Source organism: Lutimonas vermicola (genome assembly GCF_038433205.1).
Taxonomy (GTDB): Bacteria; Bacteroidota; Bacteroidia; order Flavobacteriales; family Flavobacteriaceae; genus Lutimonas; species Lutimonas vermicola.
In genome coordinates this window covers 1605940-1622104 of the sequence record NZ_JBCDNA010000001.1, presented here as the reverse complement: position 1 = coordinate 1622104, position 16165 = coordinate 1605940, and the positions used below count along the sequence as shown (strand labels likewise).

The window sequence follows — 16165 nt, the reverse complement described above, 5'->3', positions numbered from 1 at the left end:
GAAAGGTTAAAGCATACAGGAATCAATACAATGCGTTTTTATTGGTACCTTTAATAATGACTAAAAACGATCCTTTGAAACGAAGTGAACTTAAAAGAATACATAGCAGAACTGAAAAGGCGTAATGTATTTAAACCGGCAATAGCCTATTTAGTAGTCGCATGGTTAATCGTTCAGGTGGCTGATATAGTCCTTGGAACTTTTGATGCACCGCCATATATCATGAAAACCCTGATGTTTCTGTTAATTATTGGTTTTCCTTTGAATTTAATTTTTGCCTGGGTATATGAATTCACCCCTAAAGGAATTAAGAAAACGAAACAGGTTGAAGAGGAGGTAACGGTCTCGCCAAAATCCAATCGCAAATTTGATAAAAACAATAAAAAACTGGTTGTATTGCCTTTTCGCAATATCGGTTCTGAAAGGAGCAGCGACTATTTTAGTGATGGGCTAACCGAAGAAATCATTATTCGATTGTCTGGGATCAAGGAGCTTGAGATTGCTTCGCGCAGTACTTCCATGCAATACAAAGATTCGGAATTGGATATTGTATCCTTGGGCCGCGAGTTGAATGCAAGATACCTTTTGCAAGGTGCAGTGCGCAGGAATAATGGTGATTTAAGAATATCGACGGAGTTGATTGATGTCGAAAAAGATGCTGAGCTTTGGGCCGAGATCTACAGTGGGAAAATGGCTGATGTATTTGAAATTCAGGAAAAGGTTTCCAAGCAGATTGTAAAGTCATTGGAACTAAGGATCAGTCCAAAAGAAAAAGTGGCGCTGGGTAAAAGTTCTACAATGAACAGTGATGCCTTCGATGCTTACCTGAGGGCACGGGAGTTTCTTTTTAGATATACTAAGAGTTACCTCTTGTTATCTATAGACCTTTTTCAAAAGGCATTGGATTTTGACGAATATTATTCAGCAGCATATGCCGGTATGAGCGAGGCCTGTGCCATGTTGTATGAAACACATGATAAAAAACCCGTATGGCTTGAACAGGCGGAGCAAGCAGCTTTGAAAGCACTTATCTACGATCCTGGTTCTTCTGAAGCGTATAGCGCCCTTGGATTGGTTTATTATAATAGAAATTCACTCGATGAAGCATTATTATCTGTCCAAAAGGCAATTTCATTTGATCCTGATAATTTTTTTGCCTATTGGATAAGGGGCCGGCTTTACAGAATGAAAGATAAAGATGCTGAAGCCGTAATTGATTTTAATAAAGTGTTGGAACTTAATCCTGAATTCCATTCGGCTTATGGAGATTTGCAAATGTCTTATGAGAAATTAAAGGACAAAGAAATGCTGAAGGATACCATTGAGCGGGCAGCGTTGTTTTACCCTAACTATTTGTTTCATAAGCCTGAAGATGCCCGTGCCCATCAATTTTATGCTTTTACTTTAGAAAGGCTGGGTCGCAGAAAAGAGGCCAGAGAAGAAATGCGCAAAGGAATTGAGATCAATCCAAACGACCTTATTATTATTTATAATGCAGCCTGTTTTTATGCAATGATAGGCGATAAAAAGGCGTCAATTGATAATCTTAAAAGAGCAATAGATAATGGGTTTGGAAATTTTGAATATATCAAGCATGACCCTGATTTTTATAGTTTAAAGGAGGAGCCTGATTTTAAAGCTCTGATACAAGGAAAATAAAAGGCCAACGGATCTTTGGTATACTTAATTTTTTAAAGGAATATGAAAGCAGCAGTTTACGAAACATTTCAAGGGCCTATAAGCGTCCAGAATGTAGAAGACCCTAAACCAAATGATCACGGAGTCGTTATTTCGGTTAAAGCTACGGGGTTGTGCCGAAGTGATTGGCACGGTTGGATGGGTCATGATACATCCATTGAGTTGCCTCATGTTCCCGGGCATGAGTTTGCCGGAACAATTGAGCTTATTGGGAAAAATGTCAAAAATCATAAGGTAGGAGACAGGGTTACCGCTCCTTTCGTCTGTGGATGTGGAAGTTGCAGGCAGTGCTTGTCAGGAAATCATCAGGTATGTGAACGTCAATCACAACCCGGTTTTACGCATTGGGGTTCTTTTGCACAATTTGTTGCCTTGGATCATGCTGATATTAACCTGGTAAAACTTCCTGAAGAAATCAACGACGTAACTGCTGCAATCCTGGGCTGCAGGTTTATTACATCCTTTAGGGCAATAGTTTATCAGGGCAAGGTTTCTGGAGGCCAATACGTGGCTGTACATGGTTGCGGCGGTGTAGGGCTTTCAGCTATCATGATCGCCCGGGCTTTGGGGGCGCAGGTAATCGCAGTAGACATTAAAGATGCATCTTTAAAACTTGCCAAAAAACTGGGAGCCATGGCAACGATTAATGCCTCGCAAAACAATGATATAGCAGAACAAGTCAAAACAATAAGCAATGGCGGGGTTCACGTATCAATTGATGCCCTGGGAAGCGACATAACTTGTTATAATTCTGTTTCTAATTTAAGGATAAGAGGCAAACACATCCAGGTTGGCCTGATGACAGGAAAGGATAAAAAAGCTAAGGTTCCCATGGATAAAGTCCTGGCTGATGAATTGGAAATCATAGGCAGTCATGGAATGCAGGCACATAAATATCCTGATATGCTGGAGATGATAAAGAATGGCAAACTGCAACCTGAAAAACTAATAGAAAAAACTATTTCACTGCAGGAAGCAACCATCGCCTTGCCGGGCATGACTAAATTCGATACTCATGGGGTTTGTGTTATCAATTCATTTTAATTAAGTTTTCCTGAACTCGGTTGATATATCAGAGATGAAATGAGGGTATATGGAGCCAACCCATTAAGTCAATGCATGGTTTTGAAGTTTTCATTAAAAATAAAGGAATAAAGTATCGACTTGATAAGGCCGAATATATTTGGAAACTACCCTTGGCTAATTTGTGATTCGGGACAAAGGAATCCTTTAAAAACAGTATCTTTAAGCTAAATAACAAATGTATGATGATTGTATTGTCGGCTGCCTTAGGTATACTGAGTTTGATGACAGTTTTATGGCTGTTCAGTATTTACTTTAAAAACGTAAGTATCGTAGACAATTTCTGGGGCATCGGGTTTATCATTGCCGCCCTGATCTATGCCTTTAATTGCGAAGTCATGTTTATCAGGACAAAACTTATGCTGCTTTTGGTTATCCTTTGGGGTTTAAGACTGTCTTTGTATTTAATGTATCGCAATTACGGCAAAGGAGAAGATTACAGATACCGTGAATTCAGGCAACACTATGGACCAAAACGCTATTGGTGGTTCAGCTTTTTCCAGGTATTTTTGCTTCAGGGGATACTAATCCTTATCATATCCCTGCCTTTGTTAGGGATTACCCTTTTCACATCTTCCAATAGCCTAAACCTATTCGATTATCTGGGATTGTTGGCCTGGCTGGTTGGGTTTGTATTTGAAACGGTGGGCGACTATCAACTGGTCGTCTTTAAAGGTGATCCCGATAATAAAGGAAAACTGCTTACCAGTGGCCTGTGGCGTTATACACGACACCCCAATTATTTTGGCGATACAGCGGTTTGGTGGGGATTCGGCCTTTTGGCCATCGCTTCAGGAGCATATTGGTACAGTCTGGGCTCATTGTTGATGACCTACCTGATCTTAAAGATATCAGGAGTGGCCCTGCTCGAAAAATCACTGTCAGAAGTCAAACCCGGATATGAGGAATATGTGCGAACCACAAGTGCCTTTTTCCCTTGGTTCCCTAAACAAAAATCTTAATGGATTTTATTTACAAACACGGCTGGTTCATTTTATTTGTCATTTGGGGCTTACCCTTGACGTATTACCGCAGTCGATTCAGGAAAATGGTCTATCAGACCGACCATTGGCTCATCAATATACAACCCAAATTTATAAGGGAAGTAAAGGCATTGTTTGGCTACTATGAGGTTGATGACATTAATTTTGTCAAGCAGCGCAATTTTTACCGCTTCTACTTGCTGATTTATCTGATACTGTTCTTATGTTATCTTTATTTTAATTAAATATTCTTTCCTGAACAGGCAGAAATGCATACACCAATAAAAGATGATCAAGTTTCTATTTAAGTAAATATGTAAAAATAATAATTGCTTACTGCATTGATCGTAATGATGTATCAGTTTGCGTGCAGAAAAGAAGCATTGCACAAAACTACTAGTCTTTTTTTTGCCAAGGAGGCTAGTCAATTAAATTTCAGTAAATTCTCTATAGGTTTTAACGAAACCCGCTGTCGCAATATTTTTAATTTCCGTTTTAAATATTTTTTTTGATGTTTACTGCCATGAAGTCTGACACAATTGTAAAACCTTTCGAATACTTCAATGCTGTTTGACTCAACTGAAGGGTTAAACGGATCGATTTGCATTATAAAACTACTGATGAATTTTTTCCATCCAAGAACCGATAATTGCTCTGAATCCAGTATCTGACGTGTTCGGTTCCTGAAAAAATCGGGACGAAAACTCGTGTCGTGTATTGTGACATTTTTTAGATTGATTTCATCAAAATAAGCTGTAAGAATCTGTTCAATATTTTGAAAAGATGCTTTCTTTTTAACAAAAATATACATCCCTTTGGATGAATTGAATATAAAGGGTTTGTATGATAAACCCGATTCCAGGAGTGTACTGAGCACAGCTTGTTCGCTCCTGTTTAAGAGCAGTATTTGACATTTCTGTAAGGGTATCACAACGACACAACAAACCATCTTGTAAATTTTTTAAAACTCCAAATGCTGTTATTCAGATTATTCATAAACAAAGCATTCTGATTAGGATCAGAATGCTTTGTTTGATTGGTCTAAGTTCAGGCCAGGTCAAAACGGTCAAGGTTCATCACTTTGTCCCAGACGGCCACAAAGTCTTTGACAAACTTATCCTGAGAATCTGCACATCCATATACCTCAGCCAGAGCACGTAACTCAGCATTGGAACCAAATATGAGATCTGCTCGTGTACCGGTCCATTTGACTTTACCCGTTGTCCGGTCGCGACCTTCAAATACATTTTGTGCATCTGAAATTGCTCTCCAGGTAGTACCCATATCAAGGAGGTTTATAAAGAAGTCATTGGTCAAGGTTTCCGGATGACTGGTAAATACTCCGTGTTGAGACTGATCGAAGTTTGTATTTAAAACTCGCATACCACCAATCAAAACAGTCATCTCAGGTGGGGTTAGCGTCAAAAGCTGTGCCTTGTCTACCATCATTTCTTCTGCCGACGAGACATGTTTAGGTTTGTAATAATTACGGAAGCCATCAGCAGTCGGTTCCAGGGCAGCAAATGATTCCACATCAGTTTGCTCTTGTGAAGCGTCTGCTCTTCCCGGAGTAAAAGGCACCTTAATATCAAGTCCTGCATTCTTGGCTGCCTGCTCAATAGCGGCACAACCTCCTAATACGATCAAGTCTGCCATAGAAACAGGCTTAGCAAAATCTCTTTTTACAGACTCTAATGTATCTAACACTTTTGACAATTGAGCAGGGTTATTTACTTCCCAGCTCTTTTGGGGTTCCAGGCGAATTCGCCCGCCGTTTGCTCCTCCGCGTTTATCCGATCCTCGGAAGGTCGAAGCCGACGCCCAGGCTACAGAAACCAATTGAGAAACAGAAAGGCCCGAAGCAAGTATCTTGCTTTTAAGTTCGGCGATGTCTTTGTCATTCAACAGTTCATGCGTAACGGCTGGAATAGGATCCTGCCAAATTAATTCTTCCTTTGGTACTTCAGAACCCAGGTACAGGGCAATGGGTCCCATATCGCGATGTGTAAGTTTAAACCAGGCTCGAGCAAACACTTCTGCAAATTCATCGGGATTTTCGTGAAAATGCCTTGAAATAGGCTCATAAATAGGATCCATCTTAAGTGCCATGTCTGCAGTGGTCATCATAAGTGCCTGAGTTTTTGAGGGATCACCTGCTGCAGGTGCCCTTTTGGCATGTGAAGCTGCAGTGGGCGTCCATTGATGCGCTCCAGCAGGACTTTTTGTCAATTCCCAGTCATAGCCCAACAGTACGTCAAAATAATCATTATTCCATTCAGTAGGTGTTGGTGTCCACGCACCTTCTAATCCACTGGTAATGGTATCATCTCCATGCCCACTTCCAAATGAATTTTTCCAACCCAAACCTTGCTCTTCAATACTCGCACCGGCAGGTTCTCTACCCACATATTTTTCAGGATCAGCAGCACCATGTGCTTTCCCAAAAGTGTGTCCTCCGGCAACAAGCGCAACCGTCTCTTCATCATTCATTGCCATACGGCCAAAAGTTTCACGAATATCTACCGCAGATTTAAGTGGATCAGGATTTCCATTCGGGCCTTCGGGGTTTACATAAATGAGCCCCATCTGAACGGCACCAAGAGGGTTTTCAAGTTCGCGATCACCTTCATATCGTTTATCTCCTAGCCATTCGGTTTCAGTACCCCAGTAAATATCTTCTTCAGTCTGCCAAATGTCTTCCCGTCCACCTCCGAAACCAAAGGTTTTCAAGCCCATAGATTCAAGCGCACAGTTACCGGCAAGAATCATCAGATCTGCCCATGAAATTTTCTTTCCATATTTCTGTTTTACAGGCCAAAGCAGCAAACGCGCCTTGTCCAGGTTACCGTTGTCAGGCCAGCTGTTGAGCGGAGCAAAGCGCTGACTTCCCGAACCGGCTCCTCCACGACCATCCTGAATACGATACGTACCTGCACTGTGCCATGCCATCCTGATAAAGAAGGGTCCGTAATGACCGTAATCGGCAGGCCACCAGTCCTGAGATTTGGTCATCAGTTCATATAAATCATTCTTAACAGCTTTAAGGTCAAGTCTTTTGAATTCGTCGGCATAGTTAAAATCTTCACCCATTGGGTCCGACTTTGAGGAATGTTGACGAAGGATATTCAAATTTAACATGTTTGGCCACCAGTCTCGGTTTGAGGTTCCAGAACCAGCAGTGTGCTTCACTGTTCCACCGTGAAACGGGCACTTACTTTCATTATTATCCATTGTATTTTTTATTTGAAGTTTTTAAAGCCTTAAGTTACTGAACATCTAACAGAAATTCTCAAAATCACATTACTTTTTATTTATTTTGTTATAATTAAAACTTATAACAATGCATTAGACATCATAAAATTAAATACGTTTTATGCAGATCTTGGTATATGTTTATCAAGAGGCTATTGCACAGTAGCCCAAAGTTGGGATCTATTTGGATGTTGAACTTTTTTGATATGGCTTTCAGAGATAAAGCCCAAATCATCATTGATAAAAGCCAAACAATTAAAAATCAAATAAATATGCATATATTTATTTTTTAAGAATGCCATTTGCCATTGCTTTACAATGAATCAACCAAACTCTTTTTTATGAAAAAAATTCAAATCTACGCACTAACAGTTCTTTTTTTAAGCATTTTTTCAAATTGCACAAAGCAAAAATCAATAGACAAGGAAGCGGCATCAGAGAAAAAAGACAGGAATATGTTCGGGCATCATATCCCCAGGGGTTTAACCGTTAATTCTGAAAATCTGGCCCCTGGATATGTTATGTATGCCGTGCCAAATTCGTCCTTAATATATTTGGTCAACAGAAATGGAGAAGTTGTTCACCAATGGAAAGGTAATTACGAGGTATTTCATTCTTATCTATTGGATGACGGTTCTCTTTTCCAAGCAGCAATAGATCCTGATTATCCGATATTTGATGATGCCGGACCCTATGGGCGCATCCAAAAGATATCCTGGGACAGCAAGGTTTTATGGGATTTTGAATATGCAAATGACGATCATGTCCTGCACCACGATTTTGCTTTAATGCCGAATGATCATATCCTTGCAATTGCTTATGAGGCAAAATCTTTTGAGGATGCAATCGCCGGTGGAAGAAAACCCGAGTTGACGCCTAAATCAGGTCCCTGGATGGAAAAGATTATAGAGATCGACCCACAGGGAAGTCGGGGGGCCAGGATTGTTTGGGAGTGGCATATAGCTGATCATTTGATTCAGGATTTTGACAAAAGCAAAGCAAATTATGGCAATCCTGCTGATCATCCCGAATTATTGGATTTCAATATTAAACATCATATTCCACCCGCTATAACACAAGACAGTTTGGATATTTTGATCGCCCTTGACAAAGCCGATAAAAATCAAACACCTTATAGCAAGGGATCGGATATTTATCATATCAATGCAATACATTATAATGCAGACCTTGACCAGATTGTGTTCAGCTCTCCCGAAATAAATGAAATTTTTATCATAGACCACAGCACGAGTACCCAAGAGGCAGCCGGGCATCAAGGCGGGAATAGTGGTAAGGGGGGCGATTTTCTTTATCGATGGGGAAATCCAACAAATTATAAAAGAGGTGATACTATAGATCGGCAATTATTTTATCAGCATAATGTTAAATGGATTGAAAATGAAAAACCCGGAGCAGGGAACCTAACCTTGTATAACAATGATATTCCCGGTAGAAAAGACAGTTTAAATTATTCTGCCATCTTTGAATTGAAGCTTCCCAAGGATGAAAAAGGGAATTATATACTTGAAAAGGATCGTCCTTTTGGTCCTGTGCAGCCCTCCTGGAAATATATTGCAAAAGACACGGTATCGTTTTACAGTAGTTTTATCTCAGGTGCTCACCGCATGAAAAGCGGCAATACGTTTATCAATGAAGGGGCAAAAGGCAGATTCTTTGAAGTGACACCCGAAGGGGAAGTTGTTTGGGAATTCTTAAATCCATACAGAGGTGAGATCCGCAAGTTAAATGGAGATCCTGTCGCTATGATGCCGATGACCTATTGGGTTTTTAGGGCTACGTTTATTCCAGCCGATCATCCTGCTTTTAAGGGGAAAGAGCTAAAACCACTGGATCCTCAGCCGGATGTTTTTACCTTGCCTCCCAAAGAAAAAGAAGGGGAAAAGCCTTAGCAGCTCCATTTAATCAGCTAATGATTCCCATCTTGTATTTGCATTAATGCCAAAAATTTAAAATCTCTTTAAAATAGCTTTCTGATTTTATGTTTTTGAAATGAGGGTCATTCTGAAATGAATTATTGGTGAACCAATTACCCGAAGCGACCGATTTAAGAAGGTGTTTTTTTGTATTTTCAGGGTCATTTGTCATGGCATAATATTGTCCAAGAGCATAGTCCAGAGAACCGTATTGAAAGTCCTGACGTAAAGCTTCTAAATCAGCTAAGGTTTGATTTGCGTTGCTCATGTCTTTATTCTTGTAATACGACACGGCAAGTTTGGACTTGTATTCTAAATTTTCAGGTGAGGCCACTACAAGGTCCTTAAATAGAGATGCTGATTCAACAAAGTCTTCTTTAAAGTAAAATGCCATGGCAACAAATGCTTTATGTTTTTCGGGATCTGCTTTTGAAATAACTTTGTCAAAATAGGGTAGTGCCAAGGAATCATTTTTTTCAATTAAATATGTTTTGCCGATATAAAGTGATAAATCAAGCCATTCTTCAAGGTCTATCTCCAATTCATATTTGGAAACCAGCTGTTCTGCCGCTGTAAAATTTCCCTGTTTTACATGAGCTGCTATCAACACCTTTTTTAAAGTAGGGTTATCAGATATGTCAACAAAATCCTTTAGTAAATCGATGATCTTTTCATATTCTCCCAATTCGAAATATGCCATTGCCTGAATATAATTCCTATAGCCACAGTATTTGCAATTTTCGGTATCCAGATTATCAGAATTAATTTGTGAATACACTTTCTTTACTTCATTAGGAAGGTTGACGAATTCACTTGCCACAACCATGGTGCTAAGGTTTTTATAAAGATCAAAGGGCGCATAATTGTATTCTTTTTTCACATAACGGTAAACCATTTTATTATTGCCTTCCAAAAGTGCTTCCAATAATTCCAGAATATTTTTTTGCCTTAAGTTGTTTAATGACGTAGGTTCGATAGCCTTCAATAATGAATCTGCGGTTGCATATTTGGCCCTGTTATAGTAAAACTCGACCCTCAAATATTTAGGTTCAAAAAAATCTTTATCTATTTCAATTGATTCATTGAGCAATCGAATGTATTTATCATTATCATCAATATTGGCTTTTGCTTCGAGTAATTTTCTATAGGCTTCGTAATTTGGCGGTGATTCCTGAAGATTAAGTTCATCATTTTTCTCGGTTACTAAAAATCCCAATATCTTCTGCTTCAATAACTCGATGCAGTCTAAAGGATTTTGAGAATCACATTCAACTGACTCAAATGAAAATGACACTGTATTTGCTTTGCCGTCAAGAATTGAACCCTGAAAAATCAAGCGGTCATTTTTCAAAAAGTAGTTACCGGTGATTATTTGCTTCGGATTAAAATACTCCCTTAAGGATTTGGTCCCTTCAAGAGGAAACAAAGACGCTTTATAGAGTTTTGTATACTCCTCATAGGTTTCAGGGGTGATTACCTGCGCGACCTGATATTGTGAAATGCCATGAATGATCCAGTCAGCGGCCATGTCACCTATCGGGTCCATTTCAACAAGGCCTGTTTTATTACCAAATTTTAGAACGGCGATTTTATCCTCCAGTTCAATTTCTTCAATAACATAATCGTCTTTGAATTTATTGTCATAAACGAACACAACCATTGAGCCCACGATAAAGCTTATGATACCCAGAGAAACAAAATAGTAGGTCTGGAAATTAAAATGATTGCGTGATATTTTTTTCTTTTTCCCGGGTTCACTTCCTTCTTTGATTGTGGAATAAATATTTTTCAGGTAGGTCTTCCAAACGTAAAAAATATAGGTTGGAAAACCAACGAGCAAAAGGATAAGCGAATAGGTCATGGCATCTTTTGACAAACCCATTGGCTCCCATATTACTGAGATTACCTGAATCAAAACCCAGCTAAAGACAATGTATAAAGAGAGTTTTTTAAAAACTTCCTTTTCATGACATATTTTTAAAAACTCATTAAATTTCATACAATAATTTGTAGGGCTTACATCCTATATTCAGGATTTGCTTGGAAAAGTCCATATTTTTGACTAATATAGATAAAATTTCAAACAAACTTTAACATGACAAAGCAAGAAAAATCAAAATCGATTGAACCCAAAGGAAAGGGCATTGAGCCGCATGGCAGATCAATTGAACCTAAAGGCAGATCAATTGAACCCAAGGGTAAATCTATTGAGCCTAAGGGTAAATCTATTGAGCCTAAGGGCAGATCTATTGAGCCTAAAGGCAGATCAATTGAGCCCAAGGGCAGATCAATCGAGCCCAAAGGAAGGTCAATTGAGCCCAAAGGCAGATCAATAGAACCTAAGGGAAAATCTATTGAGCCTAAAGGAAGGGGTATTGAACCAGGAGAAAAAAAATAAAACTGTTTCTAGCAATAAGGATGTTAAGAATTTAAAGCCTATAAGTTGTTCACTTTAATGGTTTAGGGTTGATATTGTCTTTTTTAAGCCCTTTTTTATGAGATAAAGCTGAAGTATATGAAATACTTCGGCTTTTTTTTTAGCAAAATCTTTTCTTCATTGAAGAAATGTAAGACAGCGCTTTTCAGCATAATATTTCTTTTAAATTGTATAGATTATTTCGAAAACAGGTCTGATATTTGCAATTTAATAAAAATAATGAGCGAAGTTTCAAGGCAACGGATTTCTTTGAGTGGTTATTTCTTCCTGCTTGGTTTTGGTTTTGCATCCTGGGCATCCCGAATACCAAGTATCAAGACGAACTTTGACTTTAATGAAGCTGAATTAGGTAACTTGCTTTTGGTGATGCCGATCAGCTCTTTAATAGGTCTTCCTATTTCCGGTTGGCTGGTTTCTAAATATAATAGCAGGGTACCTCTGTTTGTTTCATATATATTCTTTTCTATTTCTTTACTTGCCATTGGATATAGTTCCAAACTCGAATTCCTTGTCATTGCAGTAGCTGTGTTTTCATTTTGCATGCGCATCGCAAATATTTCGGTAAATACCCAATCACTTGCCGTCCAAAAGATGAGAGATAAGAAAATCATGGGTTCTTTTCACGGGCTTTGGAGCCTGGGAGGATTGGGTGGAGCTCTTTTTTCGACTGTAATGGTCAAATTAGAAGTGCCCATGAAAGAGCATTTTCTCTATGTGGCACTGATAAGTTTATTTTTTGGGATTATCGCATACCCGTTTCTTCTTAAAAAAGACAAATCAGCTATTGGAAACAGGCTGGTTCTCGGTAAGCCGGATAAATACATGTTATATCTCGGGTTGATGGTATTTTTTGCCGCTTTGTGCGAAGGAGGGATGTTTGACTGGAGTGGAGTATATTTCAGGGAAGTTGTAGGAGAAGAGATCTTTACGCTTGGTTATTTGATCTTTATGACCTTTATGGCTTTTTCGCGGTTTTTCTCCGATCGGTTAATTGACCTTATCGGAATGAGAAAAACCTATGTTTTGGGTGCGGCGATTGTAACATTTGGTATGCTACTGGCAATAATATTCCCTTATTTCACACCTGTATTGATTGGTTTTTCTTTAGTGGGAATCGGTGTTTCAGCTGTATTTCCAATGACATTTTCTTTGGCCGGAAGCTCAAAAAAATATTCACCCGGTATGGCCATATCAATTATCTCAACATATGGTATAGTTGGCATGCTGATAGGCCCGCCATTAGTAGGGTATTTGGCCCATATTTTTGGTTTGCAAGCTGCATTCGTTTTGTTTATTCTATCAGGACTCATGCTGATTCCCCTGTCGCAATTATTTTTTCGACTTAAAAATGAGTAGGTGGAATCTGTTTAAAATAGGGATAAGCCGTTTTTCTCTTCATTAGAAGCCGGTTATACCCTGTAATAATCTCCGCGCCAGGTTTTAATTGATTTTTTAATGTCATTTTCTGACATGTTTTCCTTAACTGCTTTTTCAACCAAGGCGGGAAATTCATCATCTGAGGCAAATCTTAGCCCTATGATCTGACGGATTGTTAAGGCCTCAGGTAATGTTGATTTAGTAAGGAGGAAATACCTGAAATTTTCTTCTGCGCGTATGACCCTGTCCTGGGCTTTAATAGCAAATGCCCTGGCATAAAAAGTAGTGAAGAGCAAAATAACAGAGCCGAAGGTGATTAAAGATGCAGAGTAAAGACCCTCATGAGTTGTTTTAACTAAATTAACAATTGACCCTATCACTAAGATCAGTGATCCTAACATGGCAAAAAAATGATAGCCGAAAACAAAACGTCTGTGGTTGCTGTAATTTTGATTTTTCATGATTCAAGGTTTGTGGTTAAACTTTTTTTGTGGATTGACGAATGTTATTTTCCTGATCAAGTTACTGAGATTTTATCAGAAATCAATTAAGAAATTACTCCATTTGACTACAAGGCCGCACTTTGCAGCTCTGATAGTTTTTAAAAAGGCTATTGAGTAACTGAGTTTATTTCTTTGGTTTTTATATATTTCGCGATCTTTTAATGAATGTGTTAAAAAGTTGCGCATGAGCAACTGATGCATCTAAACGGTATTAATTTTTACTTTACTCCAGCAATTTTTGTCGTTAATAAATATCTTAACAACTAATCACCTGCTTTATAAAATATATCAAAGGAAGTCATTAGTTTGTACTCATATATAGATCAAGTTGATTTAGCCATGATATATCTAACTACTTATTGATGAAAAAGTTACTAATGATAATGCTGGCAATTATTTCTTTCGGGATAAATGCTCAAGATTCGCCTGGTGTATACACTGTCAAGAATGCAAAGATAAATACTCAGAATTCAGATTTTGGAACCGCTTTTTTTGGTGACGACAAAGTTGTTTTTGCGGCACCCAAACAAGGGCTAACCTTTAACAGAGAAGAATATCATAACCAACCGTTTCTGGATCTTTATATTGGAGAGGTCACTGAAGATGGCCAGATTGTAAAAAAACAAAAATTGCCAGGAGACATCAATTCTAAGTATCATGAAGGAATGGTGTCGTTTACCAAAGACATGAAAACGGTGTATTTCAGCGCCAATAATTATGTAAAAAAGAAAAAGGGTAAAAATAAGAAAAAAGGGACGAGTTATGTTCAATTGTTTATGGCGAGTGTATCAGAAACAGGCGAATGGACCAATTCGAAATTACTTCCGTTTAATGGTGAGAACTTTTCAACCGGGCACCCGGTACTGAACAGGGATGACAGTAAATTGTACTTTGTGTCGGATCGTCCGGAATCCATAGGCAAAACAGATATTTTTGTAGTAGACATTGATGAAGATGGCAACTTTAGCTCCCCCAGGAATTTAGGTGCTAAAATCAATACGCCTGAACGAGAAATGTTCCCTTTTATAGGCAAGGATAATGTGCTTTATTTTTCTTCAGATGGATATTCAGGCCATGGTGAGCTGGATGTATACGCCAGTAAAATATTTGATTCAACCGTTTCGACCCCCATCAATTTGGAGGAGCCCGTGAACAGCGAACATGATGATTTTGCCTATATCATTGATGACCACAAGCACAGAGGATACTTTTCTTCAAACAGGGAAGGTGGCGAAGGAGATGATGATATTTACACATTTGTTGCTTCTCCGCCTATTTATATCGAATGTCTTCAGGAAATAACAGGTGTTGTAAAAGATATTGATACACAGGAGCTCATTCCGGATGCCTTGATTATTTTATACGATGCCAAAGGCAAAGAATTGGAATCTTTTATTTCGAGCAAGGATGCGGCCTCATTCAGTTTTGAGCAATCCTGTAATACCTCGTATACAATCAAAGGTTATCTGGAAGGGTATTTGATAGGGGAAATGGATATTACAACAGTAAATGACCTCAATGCCGAGCCTATTGAGATTATACTGAATTTGATTTCGGATCCTAATAAAAAACAGGAAGTCCTTGCGGATTCAAATTCGCCGTTTAAAGAGGATAAACCTGTGCCAGGTTCAAATGAGGATGAAAGCACTGTGGTCTCTTCTGTTTCTGAAACAGAAACTGGTCATTCAAATGTGGGACAAAAAAACAGTAAGGAAACTGCAGTTACTAAAAATAATTCAGAGGCAGAAATGGCACCTGTAGTCCCGGCAGCAGCTGTTGTTTCATCAGAAAATGAAAGTGAAACGGCCGATGAAGTGATTGCCGTCAATGCTGAGGATAAGCAGGAAAAGGCAACCTCAAAAACAGAAATGGTGCCTGAAGTAACTGCCGCAGCAATTATTGCGTCTGAAAAAGAAAGTGAAAAGGTCGATGAAGTGATTGCGGCAAATGCTGAGGATAATCAAGATATGACTCCTGTAAAAGAGGACCTAAAAAAAACCGAATCACAGAAGGTAATTGCCATGGACGTGTCTGGAACAGCGGAGACTCTTGATGACGGAACAGATGATTTTCAATCGAAAAAACCAAATGATGTTCCGATTCATATCAATACCATTTATTTTGATTTTGATAAATACAATATTCGTTTCGATGCGAGAATTGAATTAGACAAGATCGCCGTCGTTTTAAAACAAAACCCACAAACTAAAATCAAGGTGAATGCCCACACGGATATCAGGGGAAAAAAGGGGTATAATTTAAAATTATCCAATAACAGGGCCTACAATACGGTGCAATACCTTCTCGACAAGGGAATTGAAGTTGAAAGAATTTCAGGAGAAGGCCATGGAGAAACCCAGGTAGCTGAAATATGCACCAAAGAGAAGCCTTGCACAGGCTTGCAGCACCAATTAAACAGGAGGTCGGAATTTCTAATTGTAGATAAATTTTCGGATGCCGTAATTGCTCAATCTGTTAACAAGGCTGCATCTGGCAACTATGCTGTTAATAGTAAGGTCCCAAATTCAGGAGCTTATTTGAATTACGATTTTAGCGATGACAGAGAGGTTTATACGGTTCAGCTTGGGGCATTTAAAGGAGATGTGCAAAATAATAAATTCAACAAATTAACTGATCTCTTCAATTATCGATATGACGATGGTTTAAACAGGTATTATGCCGGTATATTTGAATCTTCCTCTGAGGCAAGAAATCATATGAAGAAGATGAGGAAAAATGGATTTGAAGATGCATTTGTAGTGGGCTTAAAAGGTGAAAGCAGATTTTAAATGAATAAATGGCCATATTTGAATTGTTGAAAAACACAGCATAAGCCGTTTAAATTTTTATCCGGAGAAAAGCATCATTTATAATCCTGGACTGATAAACAAAAAAGCA

12 protein-coding genes are annotated in these 16165 nt (G+C 38.7%); 8 read left to right on the top strand and 4 right to left on the bottom strand.

The annotated features are described in order from the left end of the window. Positions 1 to 84 precede the first annotated feature (84 nt). From AABB81_RS07210 to AABB81_RS07195, 4 genes are all read left to right on the top strand, one after another. Positions 85 to 1659, top strand: a complete 1575-nt coding sequence (locus tag AABB81_RS07210) for a TPR end-of-group domain-containing protein (protein WP_342159561.1) — start codon at positions 85 to 87, stop codon at positions 1657 to 1659. Between the two features lie 42 nt (positions 1660 to 1701). After that, a complete protein-coding gene (locus AABB81_RS07205; protein ID WP_342159560.1) occupies positions 1702 to 2742 on the top strand; it encodes a zinc-dependent alcohol dehydrogenase family protein in 1041 nt (346 codons plus the stop codon). A 221-nt stretch (positions 2743 to 2963) separates the two neighbouring features. After that, complete coding sequence (locus AABB81_RS07200; protein ID WP_342159559.1) at positions 2964 to 3743, top strand: DUF1295 domain-containing protein; 780 nt, start codon at positions 2964 to 2966, stop codon at positions 3741 to 3743. Next, positions 3743 to 4009, top strand: coding sequence for a hypothetical protein (locus tag AABB81_RS07195; protein ID WP_342159557.1), 267 nt, complete (start codon positions 3743 to 3745; stop codon positions 4007 to 4009). The genes AABB81_RS07200 and AABB81_RS07195 overlap by 1 nt, the downstream gene beginning before the upstream one ends. A gap of 179 nt (positions 4010 to 4188) precedes the next feature. Here AABB81_RS07195 and AABB81_RS07190 read toward each other — a convergent pair whose 3' ends face one another. Beyond that, the gene (locus AABB81_RS07190) at positions 4189 to 4641 is read right to left on the bottom strand and encodes a hypothetical protein (protein ID WP_342159556.1); all 453 of its coding nucleotides are present in this window, start codon (positions 4639 to 4641) and stop codon (positions 4189 to 4191) included. A 170-nt stretch (positions 4642 to 4811) separates the two neighbouring features. Then, the gene (gene katG / locus AABB81_RS07185) at positions 4812 to 6995 is read right to left on the bottom strand and encodes a catalase/peroxidase HPI (protein WP_342159555.1); all 2184 of its coding nucleotides are present in this window, start codon (positions 6993 to 6995) and stop codon (positions 4812 to 4814) included. Positions 6996 to 7357: 362 nt separating this feature from the next. Here katG and AABB81_RS07180 point away from each other — a divergent pair, with 362 nt between their 5' ends. Then, on the top strand, positions 7358 to 8926 hold the full coding sequence (locus AABB81_RS07180; protein WP_342159554.1) for an aryl-sulfate sulfotransferase: 1569 nt from the start codon (positions 7358 to 7360) through the stop codon (positions 8924 to 8926). Between the two features lie 43 nt (positions 8927 to 8969). Here the strand turns inward: AABB81_RS07180 and AABB81_RS07175 are convergent, their stop codons facing one another. After that, the gene (locus AABB81_RS07175) at positions 8970 to 10949 is read right to left on the bottom strand and encodes a tetratricopeptide repeat protein (RefSeq protein WP_342159553.1); all 1980 of its coding nucleotides are present in this window, start codon (positions 10947 to 10949) and stop codon (positions 8970 to 8972) included. A 96-nt stretch (positions 10950 to 11045) separates the two neighbouring features. On the opposite strand from AABB81_RS07175, the gene AABB81_RS07170 reads away from it, so the two are divergent. Together AABB81_RS07170 and AABB81_RS07165 are read left to right on the top strand one after the other, a co-directional pair. Next, the gene (locus AABB81_RS07170; protein WP_342159552.1) at positions 11046 to 11348 is read left to right on the top strand and encodes a hypothetical protein; all 303 of its coding nucleotides are present in this window, start codon (positions 11046 to 11048) and stop codon (positions 11346 to 11348) included. A gap of 258 nt (positions 11349 to 11606) precedes the next feature. Continuing rightward, positions 11607 to 12743, top strand: coding sequence for an MFS transporter (locus AABB81_RS07165; protein WP_342159551.1), 1137 nt, complete (start codon positions 11607 to 11609; stop codon positions 12741 to 12743). Between the two features lie 53 nt (positions 12744 to 12796). Here AABB81_RS07165 and AABB81_RS07160 read toward each other — a convergent pair whose 3' ends face one another. Continuing rightward, entirely contained in the window at positions 12797 to 13225 is a 429-nt protein-coding gene (locus AABB81_RS07160) for a DUF6526 family protein (RefSeq protein ID WP_342159549.1), read from the bottom strand. 404 nt (positions 13226 to 13629) lie between these two features. Between AABB81_RS07160 and AABB81_RS07155 the strand changes: the two genes are divergently transcribed. Next, the gene (locus AABB81_RS07155) at positions 13630 to 16056 is read left to right on the top strand and encodes an OmpA family protein (RefSeq protein ID WP_342159547.1); all 2427 of its coding nucleotides are present in this window, start codon (positions 13630 to 13632) and stop codon (positions 16054 to 16056) included. Positions 16057 to 16165 lie beyond the last annotated feature (109 nt).

What these genes read in the sequence shown, in the direction of transcription:
- AABB81_RS07205 (WP_342159560.1), top strand. Translation starts at nt 1,702, where the DNA reads ATGAAAGCAGCAGTTTACGAAACATTTCAAGGGCCTATAAGCGTCCAG.
- AABB81_RS07200 (WP_342159559.1), top strand. Translation starts at nt 2,964, where the DNA reads ATGATGATTGTATTGTCGGCTGCCTTAGGTATACTGAGTTTGATGACA.
- AABB81_RS07195 (WP_342159557.1), top strand. Translation starts at nt 3,743, where the DNA reads ATGGATTTTATTTACAAACACGGCTGGTTCATTTTATTTGTCATTTGG.
- katG (WP_342159555.1), bottom strand. Translation starts at nt 6,995, where the DNA reads ATGGATAATAATGAAAGTAAGTGCCCGTTTCACGGTGGAACAGTGAAG.
- AABB81_RS07180 (WP_342159554.1), top strand. Translation starts at nt 7,358, where the DNA reads ATGAAAAAAATTCAAATCTACGCACTAACAGTTCTTTTTTTAAGCATT.
- AABB81_RS07175 (WP_342159553.1), bottom strand. Translation starts at nt 10,949, where the DNA reads ATGAAATTTAATGAGTTTTTAAAAATATGTCATGAAAAGGAAGTTTTT.
- AABB81_RS07170 (WP_342159552.1), top strand. Translation starts at nt 11,046, where the DNA reads ATGACAAAGCAAGAAAAATCAAAATCGATTGAACCCAAAGGAAAGGGC.
- AABB81_RS07165 (WP_342159551.1), top strand. Translation starts at nt 11,607, where the DNA reads ATGAGCGAAGTTTCAAGGCAACGGATTTCTTTGAGTGGTTATTTCTTC.
- AABB81_RS07160 (WP_342159549.1), bottom strand. Translation starts at nt 13,225, where the DNA reads ATGAAAAATCAAAATTACAGCAACCACAGACGTTTTGTTTTCGGCTAT.
- AABB81_RS07155 (WP_342159547.1), top strand. Translation starts at nt 13,630, where the DNA reads ATGAAAAAGTTACTAATGATAATGCTGGCAATTATTTCTTTCGGGATA.